This is a genomic window from Celeribacter sp. HF31 (assembly GCF_011806455.1).
In the GTDB taxonomy this organism is placed as follows: Bacteria; Pseudomonadota; Alphaproteobacteria; order Rhodobacterales; family Rhodobacteraceae; genus Celeribacter.
On the sequence record NZ_JAATOT010000001.1, the window covers coordinates 60543 to 82840 of the forward strand.

The following is a 22298-nucleotide window of genomic DNA, read 5'->3' on the forward strand; positions in this document are numbered from 1 at the left end:
AGACAGACCCATGACCATGCAATTCAATGACGAGACCTTCCGGGGCGATTACACCTATCACAATTCCCCCGAGGCGATCCGCCGCTTTCCCTTCCCGTTCGATCAGGACACTTACATGTATTCGGTCAACATCGAACAACATCCGGGTGGCCCGAAAGGCACGCCGTTCGAGAAGATGTTCGATGTGGACGAGCATTATGTGGCAGAGATGAAGGACCGCGAAATCACGCTGGCGGAAGACCCGCTGCGCTGTCAGTCCCTGCCGCATATGGAGTTGGCGGGCTGGGATTTGCTCGAACTCATCATGGTGTCGAAGGCCCGGGATTATCCCGATCTCTTTACGCTCCATCGCGATGGCAACGATTGGCACTGGATCAACAAGCCGTTGGGGATTGAGAAGAAATTCACCTTCTTGGATGCCACCACGCTGCCTTGTGGTCCGATGGAATATATCACGCGTCAGACCCAAGGCGATTTTGCCCTCTTGCATGAGCGCGACAACAATCTCTGGATGGACGCAGGCATGATCACGTCCCAGGCCGACTGGTCGCTGGATTTCGACGTGGGCATGAACTTTTTCGAATGGCACGCGCCTGTGCCGAAAGCCCGCAAGATGGGTGTCTTCGACAAGGCGCTGAAATTCCTTTTGGCGGTGGGCCAAGGGCAGCATTACCGCCGCTTGAACTGGACCATGACGGTGAACCCGCGCCTGGATACCAGCCCCGAAAACTACCACAAATGGGGCCCGGAAAAGCGGACGATCACACCGGAAAACGTTGGCCAGAAACAGTTCCTGCGCGTCGAGTTGCAGACGTTTTTCCGCCTGCCGCGCTCCAATGCGCTGGCGTTTCCGATCCGCTGCTACTTGATGAACCTCGAAGACATTGCGACGAAACCGAAATGGGGTCGCCGCCTGCACCGCGTGCTGCGCGACATCGACCCGGATTTGGCGGAGTACAAAGGCTTTGCGGTGAACCAGAAAACCATTGTGGACTACCTGTCGCAGTTCGATGATGGTGCGCCGACCTCGCCGGGGATTTTCCCGGACTGAGACGATGGCAAGGAAAGGAAATTGAATGGCGTGGATACTGGTGGTTGTCGCTGGCCTGTTGGAGGCGATCTGGGCGACGACAATGAAATATTCCAACGGATTCACGCTGTTCTGGCCAAGTGTCGCCACCGTCCTGACGATGCTGGTGTCGTTTTTCATGTTGTCGGTTGCGATGAAAACCCTGCCCCTCGGGCCGTCCTACATGGTCTGGGTCGGCATCGGCGCGCTGGGGGCGTTCATCGCGGGGATCGTGTTGCATGGCGAGGCCTTGAGCCTCACCCGTGTGGCCGCCGCTGGCCTGATCGTTGCGGGCATGGCGCTTATGAAGCTGAGCGCTTAGACGCCAGCGATCTCTGAGGCCTGTGTCAGGATCGCGGCGCGCAGACCTTCGGGCGGGGTGTAACTCTTTCCACAAAGCGGGCCGACTGCGTCGATGAGTCCGGCGATCATCAAGGCCTTATGCGCCACGGTCTCGGGCGGGGTGTCGGGGGAAAGCGCCGTCACCATATCGGCGAGACTGCGAATGTGAAACTGACAGGTGGCGGCAAAATATTCTGCCGGGCCGTCCAGACGTTGCGCCAGATCCTTGAGCCCGGTGGTGATCGCCTGCGCGCGCGGTGCAGCACCGCGGTCCATGCGAAAATCCAGATAGGCGCGAAAGCGTTCGCGCAGATCGGGCAGGGTGAGCGCGCCACGGTCGCGCAGCTCTTCGAGGCGGGAGGCCAAGGCATAACGCGTCACCGCCGTCAAAAGCGCATCCTGCGTGGCAAAGTAATATTGCAGATTGCTGAGCCTCATATCGCAGCGTCGCGCCAAGGCCCGAAAGCTCAGCCCGCTCACCCCCTCGGTGGCGAGGACCTCGACCGCTTCATCAAGCACCTTGACCACCGTCGCCCGGCTTCGGTTTGAGGGCGCCGCGACGCCGTAGACCTCGCTGGCTGTTGCGCCGGTTTTCAACTGGTCGATCAAGGCATCAAGGGAAATGGACATCGTGAAATCTCTGTAAACGTCGTGGGGGGCGCACAGCCCCTACTGCGTCGCACCGGAGAGGTCAATCTCTGCGCGAAAAAGGGCGCCCGCGATGGACGCCCCCTTTCATCATGCTTATGCGGTCCTCAAAGCCGGTTGGAAATCCAGCGGCATTGATAGGGCGCAAAATTGATGTTGGGTTTTGAAAGGTCGATTTTCTCGCCCGTCAACAGATCGTACCAGGCCTCGCCGTCGATCAGGTTGATCGCGATATGCGGCACCTCGACCTCTTTGTCGGTCACATTGTGCAGCGCGAAAATCGACTGGTCCCGCTCCGGCGACTGGCGCCAGATGCCGAACATGTTGTCGTTCAACTGCATGGTGAATTGCGTGGCGTTCGGATGGAACGCCTGTTGGTTGATGCGAATGGCGATCCGGCGTTTCATCTCGGCCAGCACCTGGGCGTTCTGGCTTTCGGGATCGTCCAAAAGCGCGCGCAGTTCCGGGTAATCCCAGCGATGGCGGTTGATCGCGCGTTTCACGCCGGTCTTCTCGACGCCCGCGTGGTCGTTGTGGGTCGCCAAAAGCGAATGGATGTAGAAGGCGGGCACACCTTCGAGCGCCATGACGATGCTTTGCGAACAGAGGAAGCGGTCCACTTGGTGCCCGTCTTCACCCTTGGCAATCGTGCCTTTGAGCGCATCGAAATAGGTGATGTTCAGCTCGTAGGGTTTTTCAGAGCCGTCGGGCAGGGCGCGCATCGACACAAGGCCACCAAAATCGCGCACGCATTGGATCACCTCGCCAAGCTCTTCGGGCGCCAAAAGCCCCTCGGCCCCGCGCACCCCGATGCCGTCGTGAGAGGCGGCAAAGTTCAGATAGGCACAGCCCAACTGCGCCGGCGGCATCCGCATCAGCCATTGGTTGAGATAGGTCGAGGTGCCGGACAGAAGCGCGTGCAGCAACAAAGGCGGCAGCGAGAAGTTGTAGATCATATGCGCTTCGTTGCGGTTGCCGAAATAGCTCAGGTTTTCGGCATTGGGCACGTTGGTCTCGGTCAGGAGCACCACGCGTTCCTCGGCGTAGTCGCAGAGCAACCGCATCAACCGCACGATGGCGTGGGTCTGCGGCAGGTGGATGCAGGTCGTGCCCAACTCTTTCCAGACAAAGGCCACGGCATCGAGCCGGACGATCCGCACGCCATTGTCGACATGCAGCCGCATGATGCGCAGGAATTCGAACAACACCTCAGGGTTCTTGAAATCCACGTCGATCTGGTCGTGGCTAAACGTACACCAAACGTGCTTCGGCCCGTTCACCGTATTGACTTCGCGCAGCAAGGGCGAGGTGCGGGGCCGCGTCACCATGGACAAATCGTCGTCGGGCGAGGCCTCGACAAAGAATTTGTCATAGGGCTCGTGGCCCTGACGATACTCAGAGAACCAGGTCGACATGGACGACACATGGTTCAGCACCAGATCGGACATCAGCCGAAACTCGCTTCCGATGCGCTGAATATCGGCCCAGTCACCAAGCTGGCTGTTCACTTGGCGATAATCGGTCACCGCAAACCCGTCGTCGGAGGTAAACGGAAAGAACGGCAGGATATGCACGCCATGCACCACGCCCTTGAGATAGCGATTGAGGAAATCGCGCAACAAATCGAGCGGCTTGTGCTGGCCGTCGATCAGCGAGTTGCCGTAGGTGATGACCAAAGTGTCGGTCTCATTCCAAAGGCTGTTGCCCGGCGCGCGGGCGCGGCTTCGCGGCTTGGTCCCCTCGGGCCAAAAGGCGTCCATGATCTGGTCGGCAAGCCGTTTGCTGTCCTGATCCGGGTAAATCTGTTCGATCAAGGCGCGCAGGCGCGTTGAGAATTGCGAAGATGGTTTTGCCATTGGGCTTCCCCTGTCTTTTCTTTTTCGTAGATCAGACAGATTTGAGGGGTTCAATGCATGGGCCGGGGAAAGCGGCGCATTCCTGTGCAAATATTCAGGAAAGAGGAGAGGCTGTTCGCAAATTGCTCTATTTTTGAGCAGTCGAAACAGTTTCGGGTTTGCGCGGCCTGAATGAGCGGGTGAAGGACGGGTGTGACAGACTCAGACGTGATCCCCAAGCGCCGTATCGATCAGCCAGCCACCGGGCCCTGCGATCCGATCGGGAAGCGCGACGATCATCACCTCGCGGATCGCGATGGTGGTCATGATGGCCAGAGCCAGTTGATCAAAGCTGATGTTGAACAGGTCCATAGCGATGCTCCCGAGTGTGACGGAACAAGGGCTGACAGCCAAATCGGGCCGAAATACGGCAGGCTTCGGGCGGCTTTGAGTAACTTTGCCAAAATGCGAAGTGACCTTGCGTCAGCTTTCGAAAGGATCATCCGGGTAGCCAACGCCCACCAGATAGAGACCCTCCGGCGGACAAACCGGCCCGCAGGCGGCGCGATCCTTGGCCTCCAGGGCGGCCGTCACATCCTCGGGCGACCAAGCGCCGGAACCGACACGTTCCAACGTGCCGACAAAGCTGCGCACTTGGTTGTGCAGGAAGGACCTCGCCCGGAAATAGAACCGAAATTCCTGCCCATAGGGGATGTCCGCGACCTCGACCCGCGCCTCGTCCAGCGTTTTCACCGGGCTGTCCGCCTGACACATGGTCGAGCGAAAAGTGGTGAAATCATGCAGGCCGATCAGCCGATCCGCCCCCGCCTGCATGGCATCCCGATCTAACTCATGGTTGACCCGCCACGCCAGCCCCGCGTCATGCACCAAAGGCGCGCGGCGCGACACCAGCCGGAACATATAGCGCCGCTCCAGCGCCGAAAACCGCGCGTGCCAATCGTCATCCACGCGGGCCGCTTTCAGGATCGCCACAGGGTTGGGCTTCAGATGGTGGTTCAACGCCTCGCTCAATCGAAACGGATCCCAATCCTTCGCCATATCGCAGTGCGCCACCTGAGCGGTCGCATGCACCCCCGCGTCCGTGCGCCCGGCGGCCCCGATCCCGGGACAATCCGGTTCGAGTTTGCGCAAAGCCTCCTCCACCGCCTGTTGCACGGACGGATGCTCTTTCTGGCGTTGCCAACCGGCAAAAGGCGCGCCGTTATATTCGATCAAAAGGGCGTATCTGGGCATGTCGCGGCTTTAACGTGGCGGGGAGGGGACGTCCAGTCTTTCTCCCTTACAACCACGCGCGTGAGTGCCTATGTTGAACGCGTAAACATCCAAAACGGGGCGGCAGATTTGATCCTCAACACGATTGCAGACCGGATTGTCCGGGGCGTTGAAACCGTTCAGGACGGGGTTCATGAGGCGCTGTTCGAGCCGGTGATCCGGCTGGGCGTCACAGGCCTGTCGCGCGCGGGCAAAACCGTCTTCATCACCTCGCTCGTGGCCAATCTTCTGGACCGGGGCCGGATGCCGCAATTCGGCCCGTCCTCCGCAATCACCGCCGCCTATCTGCAACCGCAGCCGGACGACACCGTGCCGCGGTTCGACTATGAAAGCCACCTCTCCGCACTCACCGCGCCCGAGCCGCATTGGCCCGAGAGCACGCGTGCCGTGTCCGAATTGCGGCTGTCGTTCAAGGTGAGACCTGCGGGGCTTTTGGGCGGTTTGACGGGTCAGAAAACCGTGCATCTCGACATTGTGGACTATCCCGGCGAATGGCTTTTGGATTTGGGCCTGATGGAGAAATCCTATGCCGAATGGTCCGCCGAGGCTTTGCAAGCTGCGCGTGATCGGGCGGGAGGTGAGGCGTTCCTTGCGGCGCTGGACGCCACTGATCCCAGCGCAAAACAGGACGAACCTGCCGCCAAATCCCTGGCGCATAGTTTCTCCGCCTACCTGCAATCCGCCCGTGCGGCGGGCTATTCCGACTGCACGCCGGGGCGGTTCTTGCTTCCGGGGGAATTGGAAGGCTCACCTGTCCTGACCTTTGCCCCTCTGCCCGCGGGCGAGGCCCCGCGCGGCTCGCTGCACCGCGAATTCGAACGTCGTTTCGAGGCCTATAAGCGCGAAGTGGTGAAGCCCTTTTTCCGCGATCATTTCTCTCGCATTGATCGCCAGATCGTTTTGGTCGACGCGCTGGGCGCGATCCATTCCGGGCCGAAAGCCGTCGAAGACCTGCGCCGCACCATGGCCGATATTCTCTCCGCCTTCCGCCCCGGTCGGGTGGGGCGGATCATGTCTTTGCTCGGTCAGCACAAGGTCGAAAAAATCCTCTTTGCCGCCACCAAGGCGGATCATATCCACCACAATCAACACCCGCGTTTGACCGCGATCATGGAGGCCTTGGTGCGCGATGCTCGTGACCGCGCCGATTTTGCTGGCGCGTCGACGCAGGCGATGTCCTTGGCGGCGCTTCGTGCGACGGTCGAGGAAACGATGGAGCATCAGGGCCAAAACCTCGAAGTGGTGCGGGGCATGACCGAAGGCGGCAAACAGGCGGCGTTTTATCCCGGTGAATTGCCCGAGGATCCGGCGCATATCCTGTCGCCCGCGCGCAAAGGGGCTGAGCGCTGGCTGGATGCGCAGTATGAAATCATGAAATTCCGCCCCGCGCGGCTCACACTGCGTCCCGGCGAAGGACCGCCGCATATCCGGTTGGATCGCGCCGCCGAGTTTTTGATCGGAGATAAGCTATGACAGACAATCAGCCCAGTCGTGGTCCCATTCTGATCGAGCTGGACGAGGAGCCGACGATCACCCCCTCCACGGCCGAGCCGGTTCCCGATCTTGCGCCGCTTGCGCGGCCTGCCGCGATGGAGCGGGTGGCGGTGCTGGTTGGGCGCAAGCCCTCGGCTCTGGCGCGCTGGTTCTGGCGGCTCTTCGCGGCGCTTTTTGCCTTTACCGTTTCGATTGTGACCTATGACGCCATCATGGGGCTGATCGCGGCGCATCCCCTGTTGGGCTATGTCGCGCTTGGCCTGACGGGCGCCTTTGTCGTTGTTTTGGCCGCGATTGCGATCAGGGAATTGTCGGCCTTCGCGCGTCTCAAACGCATCGACACGCTGCAAAAGGCGGCAGTGGACGCGATGGGGACCGCCGATCTGAAAGCCGCGAAAGGCGTCGCCGACAAGCTTCTGTCGGTCTACGCCCATCGTTCGGAGCTGAACTGGGGCAAGGACAGGTTTCGCGAACGCGAAGCCGAGGTGTTCGATGCCGACGGGCTTTTGGGGCTGGCGGAAACGGAGCTTCTCGTGCCGCTCGACGCGAGCGCCCGTCGCGAGGTGGAAGCCGCCGCGCGTCAGGTCGCCACGGTCACCGCCCTTGTACCGCTGGCTTTGGCGGATGTGTTCACGGCGCTCACCGCCAACCTGCGCATGATCCGCCGGATTGCGGAGATTTACGGCGGGCGTTCGGGGACGTTGGGCAGTTGGCGGGTGACGAAATCCGTGCTCACCCATCTGGTCGCGACCGGGGCGGTGGCCGTGGGCGATGACCTGATCGGCACCATGGCCGGCGGTGGCGTGATGGCCAAGGTCTCGCGTCGCTTCGGCGAAGGCGTGGTCAATGGCGCCCTGACCGCCCGCGTGGGCGTGGCCGCCATCGAAGTCTGCCGCCCGCTGCCGTTCATGAAGGCCAAGAAGCCGTCTGTCTCGGGCACGGTGAAGCGGGCTTTGACGGGGTTGTTCGACAGAGGTGAGTGAAGCGCGAGCGCATGACCGGGGGCAGGCGTAGGGGCTGTCGACGGCGCATTTTATCTTCGCAAAATCCTGGCGACATGAAGGCGAAACCTGCCGTCTCAAAATCGCCTGACCGAGGGACGGTCATGCGATGGCGCGGCGGACTGCGTCCTTGTTCCGCGCCAAGGCTCGGTACTTAAAACAGCTTCGGCGGCGCGTCTTTCGGTTGGTCGCGTTGCATGATCCCCATGCGAAACGCTCGCCCGATGCGATGCGCCATTTCCGACCATTTGGCCGCCGTCTCCGGGTCCAGCTCGGCATTCAGCGTTTCGTCGAACAGCCCGAGCCACATGGCAAAATGATGCTCTTTCACCTCCGGCGCCATCAGGTGGACGCGCTGCGGAAAGCCGTCATATTGGCGTTCGTGCAGGATCGCGTTGCGCCAGAACCGGCCGATTTTCTCCTCATGCGCGGGCCAATCTTCGACATGGGCGCCGAACACCGGGGCGAGCTCGGGGTGCTGACGTACACCCGCATAGAAACGTGTGAGCACGCGGTCCATGTCCTCATGGCTGATCTCGAATTTCGGGGGCAGGGCGGAACGTGTCTCTGACATCAGGGGCTCCTTTAGAGCGTTTCTCTAAAGATATATTCTCGATGGTCTTTTTCCGCCAGTGCCGGAATGTCGCGCGTATTTCGACTGTTTTACTTTTTATTCCTGAGTGTTTTTGTTGTCGAGTAAATCTGTCAACTAATTGATTTTGTTTAATATTTTTCTTGATCTCTCTGTGCGCCACGCCTATATCAATTTCAGCAAGGACGAAACGCCACCCATCGCAGGCAGCCATTCTCCCAGCCACTTCAGCCAAATAGCCAAAACCTATGAGCCCGAATTGGGGAGTATCACCATGTCTGACACAGCCTGCAAAACCTGCGCTTTCTTTGAAATCAAAGCCGCTGAAACCGACGCCAAGGGCGAATGCCGTTTCAATCCGCCGACCTTCCTGACCGAAGCGGAACACAAGGGCATGTGGCCGGTGGTGAAATCCGACGATTGGTGTGGCCAGTTCGAACAGGACGCCGCCTGAAATTCCGCTATCCAGCCAGACAGCGACCGAAGCCAGGTCAGGCCCTTCACGGACCCCGGCCTGCCACGCGGCCCTCTCGCCAGAAAGCACATAAGAAAGGGACGTCGTTTAGCGTCCCTTTTTCCGTTTCGGTTTTCGCATGTCCCCCCTGTCAAGACGGGTTTACCGCCCGCAAGCCGCGTCCTATAAGGCGCTTATGACATTCATGGTCGCGATCATTATTCGAATTATCAGCCCGGCGCTCTGATCCCAAAGATCCTACGAGCCGCCGGGACAAGGCGTATGGAAACCCGCGCCGCCCTCGAATTTTCCGACCATTCCTCCCAAGGACAAAGACATGTGTTCCGAGACGACCACACCCGAGTATAAAGACACGCTCAATCTGCCGAAAACCGAGTTCCCGATGCGCGCGGGCCTGCCGAAACGCGAACCCGGCTGGCTTGAACGGTGGGCGCAGATCGACGTTTATGAAACGCTGCGCGCCAAGGGCAAGGCCGACGGCCGCCCGTCCTTCGTGCTGCACGATGGCCCTCCCTATGCCAACGGGCATCTGCACATCGGCCACGCGCTGAACAAGACGATCAAGGACATCATCACGCGCTCGCACCAAATGATGGGCTTTGACGCGCGTTATGTGCCGGGCTGGGATTGTCACGGCCTGCCGATCGAATGGAAGATCGAAGAGAAATACCGCGAAAAGGGCAAGAACAAGGACGAGGTTCCCGTGGTGGATTTCCGCCAGGAATGCCGCGCCTTTGCCGATGAATGGGTGAATGTTCAGCGCGAGGAATTCAAACGCTTGGGCGTTTACGGCAAATGGGACGATCCCTACCTGACGATGAATTTTCATGCCGAGGCGGTGATCGCCGAGGAGTTCATGAAATTCCTGATGAACGGGACTTTGTATCAGGGGTCTAAGCCCGTGATGTGGTCGCCGGTCGAAGAGACTGCGCTGGCCGAGGCCGAGGTTGAATATCACGACAAGGAAAGCCCGACGATCTGGGTCAAGTTCAAGGTCTTGGATCCAGTTGCGGGCGAAGGCTCCGAACTGCAAAATCGTGACATCGTTGGAGCATATGTTGTGATCTGGACCACAACTCCGTGGACGATCCCATCCAACAAAGCTGTGGTCTATGGTGCCGACTACGACTACGGCCTCTACGAAGTTACCGCCACTCCAGAAGAATGTTGGCTGAAAGCTGGTGAAAAATATGTGATTGCTGACAAGCTGGCCGCACAGACATTCACAAAAGCTCGGTTGAGCGAAGATCAATGGAAGCGCGTTTGCAGTGTCGATCCAAGCGTTATCTCTCAGGTAGCTCACCCGCTCGCAGGGGTCGAGGGCAGCAATGGCGAATGGGACGCCCCGCGCGACTTCCGCGCCGCGCCCTTTGTCACCGACGACGAAGGCACTGGCTTTGTTCACTGCGCGCCCTCGCACGGGATGGAGGAATTCGAGCTCTACCGTGATCTCGGCATGCTCGAACAGGTCATCACCTATAACGTCATGGACGACGGCAGCTTCCGCGAAGATCTGCCCTTCTTCGGCGGCAAACGCATCCTGCGCGATAAGCCGAAGAAAGGCGATTGGGAAGGCGATGCCAACGCCGCCGTGATCGCCAAACTCACCGAGGTGAGCGGTCTCATGGCGCGTGGCAAGATCAAGCACAGCTATCCGCATTCGTGGCGCTCGAAAGCGCCGGTGATCTTCCGCAACACGCCGCAATGGTTTGCCGCCGTGGACCGCAAGCTGGACGATGGCATGGGCACCTATGGCGACACGATCCGGGCGCGCGCGCTGACCTCCATCGACCAGCTGGTGAAATGGACGCCGCAGACCGGGCGCAATCGTCTGTACTCTATGATCGAGAACCGCCCCGATTGGGTGCTCTCGCGTCAACGCGCCTGGGGCGTGCCGCTGACCTGCTTCACCAAGAAAGGCCTGTTGCCGACCGAAGACGGCTTCTTGCTGCGTAATGATGAGGTCAACGCCCGCATCTCCGCCGCGTTCGAAGCGCAGGGCGCGGATGTCTGGTACGAAGAGGGCTTTAAGGAAAAGGTCTTGGACGGCATCGTCGACCCGGCCGACTACGATCAGGTCTTTGACGTCTTGGACGTCTGGTTCGATTCCGGCTCGACGCATGCTTTCGTGCTGCGCGACCGCGAAGATGGCACGCCGGATGGCATCGCCGATGTCTATCTGGAAGGCACCGACCAACACCGTGGCTGGTTCCACTCGTCTCTCTTGCAGGCTTGCGGCACCAAAGGCCGTGCGCCCTATAAAAACGTTGTGACGCACGGGTTTACGCTGGATGAGAAGGGCATGAAAATGTCCAAATCTCTGGGCAACACCATCGTGCCGGAGCAGATCGTCAAACAATACGGCGCTGACATCCTGCGGCTTTGGGTGGCGCAGACGGATTACACCGCCGATCAGCGGATCGGGCCGGAAATCCTCAAAGGTGTGGCCGACAGCTATCGTCGTCTGCGCAACACCATGCGTTATATCCTCGGCTCGCTCAGCGATTTCACCGAGGCGGATCGCGTGGATGTGGCTGATATGCCGGAACTCGAACGCTGGGTGCTGCATCGTATCGCAGAACTCGACACCACGGTGCGTGAGGGCTACGAGACCTTCGATTTCTCCGGCGTCTGGCAGGCAGTGTTCAATTTCGCGACCGTCGATCTGTCGTCCTTCTACTTCGACGTGCGCAAGGACGCGCTCTATTGCGATGGCGACACCACCCGCCGCCGCGCTGCGCTGACCGTGCTCGACATCCTGTTCCACCGCCTGACCACTTGGCTCGCTCCGATCCTCGTGTTCACCATGGAAGAGGTCTGGCTCGAACGCTTCCCGGGCGACGACAGCTCTGTGCACCTCGTGGACTTCCCCGAGGCCACGCCGGGGTGGCTCGATGGCGATCTCGCCACCAAATGGGCCGGTATCCGCAAAGCCCGCCGGGTCGTGACCGCCGCCCTCGAAGTGCAGCGCCGCGACAAGGTGATCGGTGCCTCTCTGGAGGCTGCGCCGACCGTGCATGTCGAGGACGAAGCCGTGCTGGCCGCGCTCAAGACCGTCGATTTCGACGATCTCTGCATCACCTCCGCGATCACGCTCACCGGTGATCCGGCGCCGTCCGAAGCCTTCCGCCTCGAAGGTGAGGTCGAGGGCATCGGCGTGGTGTTCGAAAAAGCCGAGGGCGAGAAATGCGAGCGCTGCTGGAAAATCCTGCCGGATGTGGGCAGCCACAGCCATGCGGGCGTCTGCGGGCGCTGCGATGAAGCGCTTGGCTAAATGTGTCAGAGGACATGTCAAAGGGCGGCTCTTGAGGGCCGCCCTTAAAATGTCAGAGATCGGACAGGCTCAAGTGCTCATGCATTTTGGAATAAAACCAAGAGGAATCTTTGCCATGTGATGAGGCTATGCGGTCCCGCAGCGTATCGAACAGGTGATGTGCTTCGGGTTTGGATACTTCCGGTTTGGCTTCATTGGTCGGCGCAGTGATTTCCCGGCCTGGTCCGTGATCCGATACTGTCTGCGACACTCTCGTCTCTTCGCTATTGCCGGAGTCTGTCATGAGAAAGCTATCGGTGATTTCGCTATGGATCGCGTCGGTGGTCTCAAGCGTGAAAACTGGCGTGGGCACCGAATTGCTGCCTTCCCTCTCGGTAAAGATCGGAGCCGGAACCGAGGTGCTGTTCTCGCGATCCGTGAAAATCGGCGTTGAGACCGAAGTACTGCCTTCCCGACCTGTAAAAATCGGGGTTTCCGCGGATTTACTCCCTTCCCGGTTTGCGAAGATCGGGGTAGAGGAAGAGGGCGGCGGCGAATTGAATTTCGACGTCAAATTCATCATGGAAATGGTCATTACGTAGTCCTTTCTGGCCTGACGAACATAGTTTCAGGATCGCGCCGAAAGGTTGATAAAACAGAAACCAAATTCGCAATGTCGATGTGGTTCAGTGCTTTACCCGTACGTTTTCTCTAAGATTTTAGGTAAATGGATCTGATGTCAGCCCGCGTCCTTATAGGCGTCCTCGACCCATTTCCATTCTTCCTCGGTCAAAAGCCCGTCACCGTCCTGATCGTAGAGCGCCAGGGCCTGTGCCAATTGCGCCAGGAAATCCTCCTGCGTGATCCGCGTGATCGTGGCGACCTCTCGCAAATTCGGTCCGCTAGGTTGGTTGTCGTCCGTCATCTGTCATCCCCAAAACTGCCCCATACGGGTTCAGTCTAGGACAGAGGAGGTGAAGAAATCGTAAGCTCGAGAAAAAACTTAGCCCCGTTTCGCGCGCGGATGGGCGGCCTCGTAGACCTGCAACAATCGCGCGTTGTCGACGGCGGTGTAGGCCTGGGTTGTTGACAGAGAGGCGTGGCCCAAAAGCTCTTGGATCGCCCGCAAATCACCGCCCGCATTCAACAGATGCGTGGCAAAGGAATGGCGCATAGCGTGCGGCGTCACGGAGGAGGGGAGGCCAAGCTGCATCCTGGCGGCTTCGGTGACTTTCGCAATCAAACGCGGGTTGAGCGCACCGCCACGGGTGCCGCGAAACAGCGGCGCCTCTGGCGTCAGATCATGGGGGCAGAGCCGGGTGTACTCGGCGACCGCACGCCGCGCGGCGGGAAGCACCGGCACGATGCGCTCCTTGTTGCCCTTGCCGGTGATGCGGATCACTTCGCCCAGAGGCACATCCCCGCCTGTCAGAGACAGGGCCTCTGAAATCCGCAAGCCGCAGCCATATAAAAGCGTCACCACCGCCACATTGCGCGCCGCGATCCAGGGCTCGTCATGTTGCAACTCGACCGTCGAGAGCATCTCCTTGGCGGCGTCAGGCGACAAAGGTCGGGGCAGTTTCTTTTGAAACTTCGGCGAGCGGGTGGAGAGCACCGCTGTGGCGTCAAACCCGTCGCGTTCGGCCAGCCAGCGGGTGAAGGTCTTGACCGCCGACAAGGACCGGGCCAGCGAACGCGGCGCCACGCCTCGGCTGCGTTCATGCGCCATCCAGGCCCGCATGTCGGTGATCCTCAGCTTGGCGATCTGGGCGGGGCCAAAGCCGCCGCCCTCATGTTCGGCCAGAAAACTGAGCCAGCCCGAGACGTCGCGGGCATAGGCAGTGATCGTGTTCTCGGAGGCGGATTTCAACGCGCGCTCGTGGTCGAGCCAGCGCGCCAGCGTGTCGCGCATACCCTCTGTGATCTTGAGGCTCATCCCAGCCAACGGCGCATCATTTTCTCGAAAACGCCGGAGAAGAAGGCCAAAAGATCGGTGCCCTGGGTTGGGCGGAACATATGCGGGTCTTCGGAGCCGAAGACCAACAGGCCCGGCAAGCGACCGGGGCCGAAATCAAGGGTCATCAGAGCCTCGGAATGAATGAACCCGGTGTTGTCGCCATAGATCACATCGGTCTCCGGCGCGACCTGGCGCAGGGTGACCGGGCGCACGGGGACATTGCGGCCGTAGGTGATATAGGTCTCGATGAAACCGGGTTCTGCGGTGATGAGCACATCGCCGAGTTTGCGGGTGGCGGGCTCATCGCCTTCGACTTTGGTCTCCAACAAAAGCCGCACGGCATCGAGGCGCAGGGTCTGGGCGATCTCGCCCGACAAGGCCTTGAGAAACGGCGTGAATTCGGTCGGCTCCAAAAGCTGCAAGACAGCGCGGTGGATCTGATTGGTGCCCGCGAGGTTCTCATAAGCGGCGGCGATCACACCGCGATGGGTGTCTTCGAGACGATCAAGCCGGTCCTCAAGCCGCTCCATCGCCAGCCCGCGCAGATCGACGACATTGCTGCCGGTGCTGCGTTCATTCGCGGCGATCAGCGCGCGCATCACGTCTTGGTCTTCCAACACCATATCGGGGTCGGAGATGATTTTCTCGCGCAGCTCTTCAGCCATGGGTGAGATGGCCCGGGGGAGTTGGGTGCTCATGTTGCCTCGTACATTACTCGATCCGCCGGTTTTCCGGTCGTTGCGACAACTATGACCGCAGGGGCGTCCTGTTTCAAGCCTCTTGCGTCTCATCCTCTGTCGCGGCAACGGCATCGCGGTAGGCTTCGGGCACTTCGCTGTGCCAGGCCTCGTTGAAAATCCAACGCTTACGGTCTTCGAACTCCGGCTCGCCCTCGAGCGACGCAATCCGCGCCTCATGGGCGGCACAGGCGGCGTCATGCAGCGCGGCCAGCTCTTTATCTTGCAACAGGCGCTCGTATTCGGCCTTGGCGGCGGCGCGCAGGTGGCTCAGGTCGCTGGTGGTGAAATCATGGTGGTTGCGGGTGCGCCAATAGCGGTTCGAGGCCATTTTATTGGCCACCACCACATCGCCGCGATGCATTTTCACCAGAAAGGATTCGAGCGAGCGCAGCGGGAAATGGTCCAAGGACACCAGATCGTAGGCGCCACGGCAATCATATCCGTTGGCCTCCGGGTCGTCCAAAAACTCGCGCCGCATCCGTCCCGACCCATCGAGCCAGCGCACCGTGCCGAACCCCTCCGACAGATCCGGGCGGTGGTTGCGCACGGCGGTCACGCGCGGGCTCATCCGAGTGATGCTTTTGACGCCACGATGGGCTTTTTTCTCGCCGGGGCCGGGGTTTTGATGGCCCGGGAATTGTTCGGTCAGCCAACCGCGCTCATAGCGCAGCCGGTCGTTCGAGCCATGGTTGATTTCGGACATCGACAGCACGTCAAAGTCGCCCACGGCCTCCAGCAGGTCGGCAAACCGCCCGTCGCCCGCGCGGATGTTGATGAACTCGTCCACATCCATCGAAATCACGTAATCCGCCTCGCGGAATTCGCGGGTGTAGGGCAGGTAGCGCAGCATCACGGGCTGGAAATTCGTCGCCTCCTGACCCAGCGCCGGGTTGGGCAGGTGATGCACCAGCCCCATGTCGTCGAGCCGGTCCAAAAGCTGATCCGTGCCGTCGGTGCAATCATTGGTGAAGATCAGGAAATCCGTGACGCCGACGACCCGATGCCAGGCGAGCCATTCCAAAATGAACGGCCCTTCGTTTTTCATACAGGTCGGCACCAAAACGCGCGGCGGGGTCTGTTCTGCCGCTGCGCGGAATCGCCGCCGCGGCATCATAGCGCCTTCGGGCACCTGACCCGGCAATTTCACCCGCTCGAAACAGATCATCCGCTTGCCGTCCTCGGTGTCGGGGGCGGGCATAAATCCTTTGGTGCCGAGCATATCGACAAACTCGCGCAGCGCGTCCTGGCCGTAGACCGCGGGCGTCACCTCGATGATCAGATGATCCACCCGGCTCAGATCGGCCGCGTCGAACAAAGGCAATTCCAACCCCTGAAGCGTACAGAGGATCACCGTCGGATCCACCTCTTCGATCAGCTTCGGCAGCGCCACGTTGTCAAGTTTGACGGTCTCGCTGGGCCTGTCCGCATCCGGGGCAAGCGAGCTGTCCCAGAGCGGGTCACGCAGGTAAAATTCGGCCTTTTTCACGCCCGCGCGCTCCACCGGCATCCCGATGTAAAGCGTGGCATTTTCGGCCCCGTTTTCGGCCCAGAGCGCGGTGATATAGTCTTTATACGCCGGGTTGACCTCGACAGCGGCGACACGTTCGACGCCTTTGGTCTTGGCGGCAATGGCGGCCACCACGCCGATCTCCGTGCCCAGCTCCAAAAGCCGGGTGCCGGGTCGCAAGACCTTGTCCAAATGTGCGAGTTTCGCTTTGGCGTAATTCTTGCGGCGCAAGCGGCGCGCGATTTTCGGAGAAATCAGCGCGGGGTCGTTCGGGACGATCAGGCCCCCCAGCTCAAAACTCTGTTCCGTGTCGCTCATACTCTTGCCGCTCACCTTTGTCTTAAATCCCGCACATCTTGGCGCGGGAAACCGGGTTTTGAAAGGGGTATCCGTGTGAAGGTTTAAAAATAGAAAAAACGCCCCCATGTGGCCTGAAAGTGTGGCATGGAGGCGTCTTGTCGTTTTGGAAAGAGGGCTCAGATCAGACGATCTTGATGCCAGCCTCTTCGGCGTCTTTCACGAATTGTGCGAGGCCCTTGTCGGTCAGCACATGGCTCGCCATCGCCTTGATCACATTGGCCGGTGCCGTGATCACGTCTGCGCCGATTTTCGCACATTCGGTGATGTGGTTCACGGTACGGATGGAGGCCGCGAGAATCTCGGTCTCATAGCCGTAGTTGTCGTAGATCGTGCGGATGTCTTCGATCAGGTCCACACCATCGAGGTTGATGTCGTCCAGACGCCCGATGAAGGGGGAAATGTAGGTTGCGCCGGCTTTGGCGGCCAAAAGCGCCTGATTGGCGGAGAAACACAGTGTCACGTTGATCTTGTGACCCTCAGAGGCCAGCGTTTTACAGGCCTTCAGGCCATCGAGCGTCAGCGGCAGTTTGATCACGACGTTGTCGGCAATCTTGGCCAGCTTGCGGCCCTCATTGACCATGGCGTCATAGTCCAGCGCCACAACCTCGGCGGAGACCGGACCATCGACGATGTCGCAAATCTCTTTCGTCACTTCGAGAATGTCGCGACCGGATTTCTTGATCAGCGACGGGTTGGTGGTGACCCCGTCGACAAAGCCAAGATCGTTCAACTCGCGGATGGCATCCACATCGGCGGTATCAACAAAGAATTTCATGGGGCGTCTCCTTTCGCCTGACTGTTAGCGGTTACATAGTCGAATGTGGCCTTGATAAAAAGGGGCTTTGAAACGGCTCTGGTCTGCCCCGCGCAAAACCCCTATCACATCTTCATGCGTGATGCCGAATTTTACCCCGAAGGCCATCTGGTCGCCGTTTTGACCTGTGAACCGCTCGATCGGACGCTGGATTACAAGGCGCCCGAGGGCGGTGTCGCCATGGGCGCTTTTGTCGAGGTGCCTCTGGGCCCGCGCAAGGTTCTGGGCTGTGTCTGGGGCGAGGGACTCGGGGGATTTGATCTCTCAAAGGCACGCTCGATCTCGACGGTGCTGGACTTGGCGCCGATGCGCGAGGAGATGCGGCAGTTTCTCGAAAAAGTCGCGGCCTATACGCTCACTCCCATGCCCGCCATGCTGCGCCTCGCCACCCGCGCGCCGGGGCTGATGAACCCGCCGGGAATGCGCAAGGTCTATCGCCGGGGCGAGGGGCGCCCGCCGCGCGAGACCGACGCACGCTCAAAGGTATTGGAGACTTTGGACGAATATGGCGGGCTGTCGTTCACGCTCAAGGAACTCGCTGACACGGCGGGGGTCACGGCCTCTGTCGTCAAAGGGATGTTGCCCTCTGGCGCTGTGATCGAAGAGGACACGCCCCGCGATCTGCCCTTTCGGCGTTTGGATGCCAATGCGCCCGGCAACGAACTGACCGAGGCGCAGGAGGCCGCCGCCACGGCACTTCGCGAAGATGTCGCCGCCGAGCGCTATGCCACCACGCTTTTGAAGGGCGTCACAGGGTCCGGCAAGACAGAGGTCTACCTCGAAGCGGTGGCGCAATGTCTCAAACAGGGGCGGCAGGCCTTGGTGCTTTTGCCCGAGATCGCGCTCACCTCCGCCTTCCTCACCCGGTTTGAGGAACGCTTTGGCGCACGCCCCGCCGAATGGCACTCCGGCGTGACGATGACCGAACGCCGCCGCGTCTGGAAAATGGTCGGCGAAGGCGGTGCGCAGGTGGTGATCGGTGCGCGCTCTGCGCTCTACTTGCCGTTTCAAAACCTCGGGTTGATCGTGGTCGATGAGGAGCACGACGGCTCTTATAAACAAGAGGACGGGGTGCATTACAACGCCCGTGACATGGCCGTGCTGCGTGCGTCTCTGTGTTCTGCGACGGTCGTTCTGGCCTCCGCCACGCCGTCTCTGGAAACCTGGGCCAATGTCGAGGCGGGCAAGTACAAACGCCTCGATCTGGAGAGCCGCTATGGCCCCGCCGTGATGCCTGACATGCATGCGCTCGATATGCGGGGCGAGAAACTGCCCTCGACGCGGTTCATTTCCGACACTTTGGTGGGGGCGGTGAAAAAACGGATGGAACGCGGCGAGCAATCGCTTTTGTTCCTCAACCGTCGCGGCTTTGCCCCGGTCACGATTTGTCGCGCCTGCGGGCATCAGATTGCCTGCGATCATTGCGATGCGCGGATGGTCGAACACCGGTTTTTGAAACGCCTGATGTGCCACCAATGCGGTGAAACCAAACCGATGCCGGAGGCCTGTCCGTCCTGTGGCGTCGAGGGGCGTTTGGCCCCCGTCGGCCCCGGCGTCGAACGTCTGGCCGAAGAGGTCGCCGAGCGCTTCCCCGAGGCAAAATGTGCGGTGCTGTCCTCCGACCTCTTCGCTTCTGCCCGCGCGCTGAAAGAGCAGATTCAACGCATTGCCGAGGGCGACACCGACATCATCGTCGGCACGCAATTGGTGGCGAAAGGGCATAACTTCCCGAATCTCACTCTGGTCGGGGTGATTGACGCCGATCTGGGCCTGCAAGGCTCCGATCTGCGCGCCGCAGAACGCACTTTTCAGCTCATGCGGCAAGTCGCGGGGCGCGCGGGCCGGTCGGAGAAGAAGGGCGTCGCGCTGTTGCAGACCTATCAGCCGGAGCATCCGGTCATTCGCGCGATCCTGTCGGGCGATGAGGAGGGCTTTTGGCGCGCCGAGGCCGCCGAGCGCAAAATGGCGGGCGTGCCGCCCTATGGCCGCATGGCGGGGATCATCCTGTCGGGGCCAGATCTGGCGGTGGTGACCGACGTGGCCAATCATTTGGCGCGCATTGCGGGCCCGTTGCAACGCATCAATGCCCAGCTTTTCGGTCCGGCGCCTGCGCCCATTGCCCGTGTGCGCGGGCGGCATCGCATCCGTTTTCTGGTCAAGGCCGAAAAGAGCGCACCGATCCAGGCGGCTTTGGCGGAGTGGGTGGGGCAGGTGAAGCTGCCCAACAACGTCCGGCTTCAGATCGACATTGATCCGCAGAGTTTTTGGTGAGAAAGCCGCTCAGCCGAAGGCCTTCGGGTAGATCAGCTCTTTGGTTTTCGCCTTGGCCGGACCTGCTGTCAGCGTGTGGTCCAAGGGGTAGGGGGAGGTGAAGCTCTCCGCGATTGGGGTGAACCCGCAGCGGCTGTAGAACGCCGGATCGCCCAAGACGACGAGGGTTTGCCCGGAGAGTTCCGCCCATTGGCTGATCATGCCAACGAGGCGGCGCCCGTAGCCGCGCGTCTGCAGGTCTGGGCGGATTGCGACGGGGGCGAGGCAGAGCCAGCTTTTGGGGGCGGTCATTTTCGACAGAGCGGCATAGCCGATCACCTCGCCCGCCATAGGCAGGACCATTTCGCCCGCGATGGCGCGGGATTTGCGCAGGGCTTCGACCAGTTGCGCTTCGTCCTTTTGGCCGAACGCGGCGGTCAGGAGGTCGGCGACGGCGGGTTCCTCGCCGCGTTTCATGTCGCGCATGAAGTCGGGCGTTTTAAGCATGGCGGAGAGCTTTCAAATAGAGGGCGGCAAAGACGATTTCGGTGATGACGGCCACCAGAATGCCGGGGCCCACCCGACCCAAGGCCCATTCGGTGAGGCCCAGCATCGCGATGGTGATCAAAAAGACGACCCCTGCGGAGAGCAACGCGCGTTGGACTTTTGGGTGATCCATGTCGGCCAGTTGCAGGTAAAGAAGCCCCAGAGGCGCGAACAAAAGCCCGGCGCGGCGGGCCATGACGTCGGCGCCTGTCGAAGGATCAAGGCCGAAGATTGCACCGAAGAGGCCGGGGGCCAAGAGAAGCCCCGCACAGAGCGCGAAAAAGAGAGTGGCGCTGAGGCGAAACAAAAGGGCGTTGGGCATGAGGGTCTCCGAAACAGGTCAGGTCTTTGAACCCTGATCTGTCCTGGCGCGCAAGGTTTGGATGTGCGCTCAGAAAAGATGTTTGCGCAGGAAATGCGGTTCAAGCGGACAGGCGGGGCGGCGCGTTTCGGGGAAAACGGGTTCCGGGATCGGGTCAAAGCGCAGGCGTTTTGCGGACCAATTCCATTCTTGCGTCTCTGTGAGAAGCACGCCGTGGAAGGTCCAAAAGTTGTGGGATTTGAACCCGGTTTCATCGGTGTAGAAGGCGAGGCCGCGCAGATCTGCGATATTGGTGATCGGCTCACCGGAAAGGGCGACGCAATAGGGGGCGCCGTTTGTCAGGCCTGCGATCTGGGTGACGGCGGGGATCATGGCGGAAAGCGACCAGAGCGAGATGAGCGTGACCGCGAGGAGGAGGGCTTTTCCGGCAGCGGTTCTATGCCCCCAGAGCCCCATGAGCGCGGCCCATGTGACGAAGATGTAGAGAAAGATGTGCGTCGTGCCGGGGCCTGACATGATCAGGATCAGAAGGCTCGGCAGCCAGAGGAGCGAGATTACGACGCGGAGCGCCACGGAAGGCATCGGGAGGAGGAGTGCCAGAGGGGCGAAGAGGGGGGCTATGGCCAGTCCGATAAACATCGCGAGGAATAGGCTGTCTGCGCCGCCGCCACTGGTGGTAAGTTTGTCGATCAGCTCGCCCAAAGGGATCGGTGCCGCGCCGAATGTGGCGAGCACGTAAAGGAGCATGATGGCCCAGAGGAGTTTCAGCGGGAGCGGGCGGGACTTTGACGACATGACACAACCAAACAAAAAAAGGAGCGCGGTTTCCCGCACCCCTTTCAAAGCTCATAAAACCGGAAAAGTCGATCAGACTTTGAGGTTCGGGATGATCTGTTTCTTGCGGGACATGATGCCCGGCAGAACGACGCTGTCGCCCTCAACGGTCGCGCCGAAAGATTTCTCGGCCACGGTTTTGCACAGATCGTTCGGGGTGAAGAAGGTGGCTTCTTCGTTCAGGATGTCGACGACGAAGAGGAGAACCTGATCGACACCGTCCTCGGCCTCAACGGCTTTGAAGCTCTCCATGATCGACGCTTTGCGGTCGAGCACGAGTTTCGGCGCGGTGGTTTCCAGAACGGAGACGCGGAATTTGGTGCCGTCGACTTCGTATTCTTTCGAGTCCATACGGATCAGCTCGGCATCCGAGAAGGCGGAAATGTCGGATTTGGCTTCGAACATTTCGGACGCGTATTGGCCGAGATTGATGTTCAGCTCGGAGGCCAGTTTCTCGGCCAGCGCCTTGTCCACGTCGGTGGTGGTCGGGCTGCGGAATTCCAGCGTGTCGGAGAGGATGCAGGACAGCATCGCGCCTTTGATGTTGTCGGGCATCTTGTCGGCATCGTCGCCCATCAGGTCGTACATGATGGTGGCGGTGCAGGCGAGCGGACGGATGGTGATGTCGATCGGACCTTTGGTCTCGAGACCGCCCACGAGTTTGTGGTGGTCGATGATCGCGGTGACATTGGCGTCGTTGATCGCGTCGGGCAGTTCAGCCGGGTTGTTGGTGTCGACGATGACGACGTCCTGGCCTTCTGCGACTTCGGAGATGCTTTCCGGTTTGTCGAAACCCCATTTCTCGATGACGAAAGCGGCTTCGGTGTTCGGCTCGCCCAGCAGGACGGCTTTGGCGTCGACGCCTTTGACTTCGTTCAGATACCACGCCCAGATGAGCGGGGAGCCGGTGGAATCGGTGTCGGGGGATTTGTGGCCGAAAACAAGCGTGGTCATAAGGGGGCTGTC

At 60.4% G+C, this 22298-nt stretch carries 23 protein-coding genes; 7 read left to right on the forward strand and 16 right to left on the reverse strand.

Annotated features, from left to right (window positions below; all coding sequences use genetic code 11):
• Window positions 1–10: 10 nt before the first annotated feature.
• Both HCZ23_RS00260 and HCZ23_RS00265 read left to right on the forward strand, forming a co-directional pair.
• On the forward strand, window positions 11–1051 hold the full coding sequence (locus HCZ23_RS00260) for a DUF3445 domain-containing protein (RefSeq protein ID WP_167599699.1): 1041 nt from the start codon (window positions 11–13) through the stop codon (window positions 1049–1051).
• Window positions 1052–1076: 25 nt separating this feature from the next.
• Window positions 1077–1391 carry a multidrug efflux SMR transporter gene (locus HCZ23_RS00265; RefSeq protein ID WP_167599700.1) on the forward strand — a complete coding sequence of 105 codons (315 nt, stop codon included), beginning with the start codon at window positions 1077–1079 and terminating at the stop codon, window positions 1389–1391.
• Here the strand turns inward: HCZ23_RS00265 and HCZ23_RS00270 are convergent.
• The 4 genes from HCZ23_RS00270 to truA form a co-directional block, all read right to left on the reverse strand.
• Window positions 1388–2041, reverse strand: a complete 654-nt coding sequence (locus HCZ23_RS00270) for a TetR/AcrR family transcriptional regulator (RefSeq protein WP_167599701.1) — start codon at window positions 2039–2041, stop codon at window positions 1388–1390. The genes HCZ23_RS00265 and HCZ23_RS00270 overlap by 4 nt on opposite strands.
• Window positions 2042–2166: 125 nt before the next feature.
• On the reverse strand, window positions 2167–3915 hold the full coding sequence (locus HCZ23_RS00275) for a sugar phosphorylase (RefSeq protein ID WP_167599702.1): 1749 nt from the start codon (window positions 3913–3915) through the stop codon (window positions 2167–2169).
• A gap of 201 nt (window positions 3916–4116) precedes the next feature.
• Complete coding sequence (locus HCZ23_RS00280; RefSeq protein ID WP_167599703.1) at window positions 4117–4266, reverse strand: hypothetical protein; 150 nt, start codon at window positions 4264–4266, stop codon at window positions 4117–4119.
• A 111-nt stretch (window positions 4267–4377) separates the two neighbouring features.
• Window positions 4378–5148, reverse strand: coding sequence for a tRNA pseudouridine(38-40) synthase TruA (gene truA / locus HCZ23_RS00285; protein WP_167599704.1), 771 nt, complete (start codon window positions 5146–5148; stop codon window positions 4378–4380).
• Between the two features lie 108 nt (window positions 5149–5256).
• Here truA and HCZ23_RS00290 point away from each other — a divergent pair, with 108 nt between their 5' ends.
• Together HCZ23_RS00290 and HCZ23_RS00295 are read left to right on the forward strand one after the other, a co-directional pair.
• Entirely contained in the window at window positions 5257–6660 is a 1404-nt protein-coding gene (locus HCZ23_RS00290; RefSeq protein ID WP_167600271.1) for a YcjX family protein, read from the forward strand.
• Window positions 6657–7664, forward strand: coding sequence for a YcjF family protein (locus HCZ23_RS00295; protein WP_167599705.1), 1008 nt, complete (start codon window positions 6657–6659; stop codon window positions 7662–7664). Before HCZ23_RS00290 ends, HCZ23_RS00295 begins: the two co-directional genes overlap by 4 nt.
• A gap of 172 nt (window positions 7665–7836) precedes the next feature.
• Here the strand turns inward: HCZ23_RS00295 and HCZ23_RS00300 are convergent, their stop codons facing one another.
• Together HCZ23_RS00300 and HCZ23_RS00305 are read right to left on the reverse strand one after the other, a co-directional pair.
• A complete protein-coding gene (locus HCZ23_RS00300; protein ID WP_167599706.1) occupies window positions 7837–8256 on the reverse strand; it encodes a group III truncated hemoglobin in 420 nt (139 codons plus the stop codon).
• The gene (locus HCZ23_RS00305) at window positions 8207–8509 is read right to left on the reverse strand and encodes a hypothetical protein (protein WP_167599707.1); all 303 of its coding nucleotides are present in this window, start codon (window positions 8507–8509) and stop codon (window positions 8207–8209) included. The genes HCZ23_RS00300 and HCZ23_RS00305 overlap by 50 nt, the downstream gene beginning before the upstream one ends.
• 39 nt (window positions 8510–8548) lie before the next feature.
• On the opposite strand from HCZ23_RS00305, the gene HCZ23_RS00310 reads away from it, so the two are divergent.
• Window positions 8549–8728 carry a hypothetical protein gene (locus tag HCZ23_RS00310; RefSeq protein ID WP_167599708.1) on the forward strand — a complete coding sequence of 60 codons (180 nt, stop codon included), beginning with the start codon at window positions 8549–8551 and terminating at the stop codon, window positions 8726–8728.
• 337 nt (window positions 8729–9065) lie between these two features.
• Complete coding sequence (gene ileS / locus HCZ23_RS00315; RefSeq protein ID WP_167599709.1) at window positions 9066–12023, forward strand: isoleucine--tRNA ligase; 2958 nt, start codon at window positions 9066–9068, stop codon at window positions 12021–12023.
• Between the two features lie 52 nt (window positions 12024–12075).
• Here ileS and HCZ23_RS00320 read toward each other — a convergent pair whose 3' ends face one another.
• The 6 genes from HCZ23_RS00320 to fsa all read right to left on the reverse strand — a co-directional run bounded on the left by HCZ23_RS00320 (window position 12076) and on the right by fsa (window position 17341).
• Entirely contained in the window at window positions 12076–12597 is a 522-nt protein-coding gene (locus HCZ23_RS00320) for a hypothetical protein (RefSeq protein ID WP_167599710.1), read from the reverse strand.
• A gap of 144 nt (window positions 12598–12741) precedes the next feature.
• Window positions 12742–12927 carry a hypothetical protein gene (locus HCZ23_RS00325; protein WP_167599711.1) on the reverse strand — a complete coding sequence of 62 codons (186 nt, stop codon included), beginning with the start codon at window positions 12925–12927 and terminating at the stop codon, window positions 12742–12744.
• 78 nt (window positions 12928–13005) lie between these two features.
• On the reverse strand, window positions 13006–13938 hold the full coding sequence (locus HCZ23_RS00330) for a tyrosine recombinase XerC (RefSeq protein WP_167599712.1): 933 nt from the start codon (window positions 13936–13938) through the stop codon (window positions 13006–13008).
• Window positions 13935–14657 (reverse strand): DUF484 family protein, encoded by a 723-nt coding sequence (locus tag HCZ23_RS00335; RefSeq protein WP_167599713.1) that lies wholly within the window; start codon window positions 14655–14657, stop codon window positions 13935–13937. Before HCZ23_RS00335 ends, HCZ23_RS00330 begins: the two co-directional genes overlap by 4 nt.
• A 73-nt stretch (window positions 14658–14730) precedes the next feature.
• Window positions 14731–16524, reverse strand: a complete 1794-nt coding sequence (locus tag HCZ23_RS00340; RefSeq protein ID WP_167599714.1) for a glycosyltransferase family 2 protein — start codon at window positions 16522–16524, stop codon at window positions 14731–14733.
• Window positions 16525–16687: 163 nt separating this feature from the next.
• Window positions 16688–17341, reverse strand: a complete 654-nt coding sequence (fsa, locus tag HCZ23_RS00345; protein ID WP_167599715.1) for a fructose-6-phosphate aldolase — start codon at window positions 17339–17341, stop codon at window positions 16688–16690.
• Window positions 17342–17455: 114 nt separating this feature from the next.
• Here fsa and HCZ23_RS00350 point away from each other — a divergent pair, with 114 nt between their 5' ends.
• On the forward strand, window positions 17456–19651 hold the full coding sequence (locus tag HCZ23_RS00350) for a primosomal protein N' (RefSeq protein WP_167599716.1): 2196 nt from the start codon (window positions 17456–17458) through the stop codon (window positions 19649–19651).
• 9 nt (window positions 19652–19660) lie between these two features.
• Here HCZ23_RS00350 and HCZ23_RS00355 read toward each other — a convergent pair whose 3' ends face one another.
• From HCZ23_RS00355 to HCZ23_RS00370, 4 genes are all read right to left on the reverse strand, one after another.
• Complete coding sequence (locus HCZ23_RS00355) at window positions 19661–20137, reverse strand: GNAT family N-acetyltransferase (RefSeq protein WP_167599717.1); 477 nt, start codon at window positions 20135–20137, stop codon at window positions 19661–19663.
• The gene (locus HCZ23_RS00360) at window positions 20130–20498 is read right to left on the reverse strand and encodes a hypothetical protein (RefSeq protein WP_167599718.1); all 369 of its coding nucleotides are present in this window, start codon (window positions 20496–20498) and stop codon (window positions 20130–20132) included. Before HCZ23_RS00360 ends, HCZ23_RS00355 begins: the two co-directional genes overlap by 8 nt.
• A 69-nt stretch (window positions 20499–20567) precedes the next feature.
• Window positions 20568–21245, reverse strand: coding sequence for a hypothetical protein (locus tag HCZ23_RS00365; protein WP_167599719.1), 678 nt, complete (start codon window positions 21243–21245; stop codon window positions 20568–20570).
• A gap of 120 nt (window positions 21246–21365) precedes the next feature.
• A complete protein-coding gene (locus HCZ23_RS00370; protein WP_167599720.1) occupies window positions 21366–22286 on the reverse strand; it encodes a manganese-dependent inorganic pyrophosphatase in 921 nt (306 codons plus the stop codon).
• Between the last annotated feature and the right edge of the window lie 12 nt (window positions 22287–22298).

What these genes read in the sequence shown, in the direction of transcription:
- HCZ23_RS00260 (WP_167599699.1), top strand. Translation starts at nt 11, where the DNA reads ATGACCATGCAATTCAATGACGAGACCTTCCGGGGCGATTACACCTAT.
- HCZ23_RS00265 (WP_167599700.1), top strand. Translation starts at nt 1,077, where the DNA reads ATGGCGTGGATACTGGTGGTTGTCGCTGGCCTGTTGGAGGCGATCTGG.
- HCZ23_RS00270 (WP_167599701.1), bottom strand. Translation starts at nt 2,041, where the DNA reads ATGTCCATTTCCCTTGATGCCTTGATCGACCAGTTGAAAACCGGCGCA.
- HCZ23_RS00275 (WP_167599702.1), bottom strand. Translation starts at nt 3,915, where the DNA reads ATGGCAAAACCATCTTCGCAATTCTCAACGCGCCTGCGCGCCTTGATC.
- HCZ23_RS00280 (WP_167599703.1), bottom strand. Translation starts at nt 4,266, where the DNA reads ATGGACCTGTTCAACATCAGCTTTGATCAACTGGCTCTGGCCATCATG.
- truA (WP_167599704.1), bottom strand. Translation starts at nt 5,148, where the DNA reads ATGCCCAGATACGCCCTTTTGATCGAATATAACGGCGCGCCTTTTGCC.
- HCZ23_RS00295 (WP_167599705.1), top strand. Translation starts at nt 6,657, where the DNA reads ATGACAGACAATCAGCCCAGTCGTGGTCCCATTCTGATCGAGCTGGAC.
- HCZ23_RS00300 (WP_167599706.1), bottom strand. Translation starts at nt 8,256, where the DNA reads ATGTCAGAGACACGTTCCGCCCTGCCCCCGAAATTCGAGATCAGCCAT.
- HCZ23_RS00310 (WP_167599708.1), top strand. Translation starts at nt 8,549, where the DNA reads ATGTCTGACACAGCCTGCAAAACCTGCGCTTTCTTTGAAATCAAAGCC.
- ileS (WP_167599709.1), top strand. Translation starts at nt 9,066, where the DNA reads ATGTGTTCCGAGACGACCACACCCGAGTATAAAGACACGCTCAATCTG.
- HCZ23_RS00320 (WP_167599710.1), bottom strand. Translation starts at nt 12,597, where the DNA reads ATGACCATTTCCATGATGAATTTGACGTCGAAATTCAATTCGCCGCCG.
- HCZ23_RS00325 (WP_167599711.1), bottom strand. Translation starts at nt 12,927, where the DNA reads ATGACGGACGACAACCAACCTAGCGGACCGAATTTGCGAGAGGTCGCC.
- HCZ23_RS00330 (WP_167599712.1), bottom strand. Translation starts at nt 13,938, where the DNA reads ATGAGCCTCAAGATCACAGAGGGTATGCGCGACACGCTGGCGCGCTGG.
- HCZ23_RS00335 (WP_167599713.1), bottom strand. Translation starts at nt 14,657, where the DNA reads ATGAGCACCCAACTCCCCCGGGCCATCTCACCCATGGCTGAAGAGCTG.
- HCZ23_RS00340 (WP_167599714.1), bottom strand. Translation starts at nt 16,524, where the DNA reads ATGAGCGACACGGAACAGAGTTTTGAGCTGGGGGGCCTGATCGTCCCG.
- fsa (WP_167599715.1), bottom strand. Translation starts at nt 17,341, where the DNA reads ATGAAATTCTTTGTTGATACCGCCGATGTGGATGCCATCCGCGAGTTG.
- HCZ23_RS00350 (WP_167599716.1), top strand. Translation starts at nt 17,456, where the DNA reads ATGCGTGATGCCGAATTTTACCCCGAAGGCCATCTGGTCGCCGTTTTG.
- HCZ23_RS00355 (WP_167599717.1), bottom strand. Translation starts at nt 20,137, where the DNA reads ATGCTTAAAACGCCCGACTTCATGCGCGACATGAAACGCGGCGAGGAA.
- HCZ23_RS00360 (WP_167599718.1), bottom strand. Translation starts at nt 20,498, where the DNA reads ATGCCCAACGCCCTTTTGTTTCGCCTCAGCGCCACTCTCTTTTTCGCG.
- HCZ23_RS00365 (WP_167599719.1), bottom strand. Translation starts at nt 21,245, where the DNA reads ATGCTCCTTTACGTGCTCGCCACATTCGGCGCGGCACCGATCCCTTTG.
- HCZ23_RS00370 (WP_167599720.1), bottom strand. Translation starts at nt 22,286, where the DNA reads ATGACCACGCTTGTTTTCGGCCACAAATCCCCCGACACCGATTCCACC.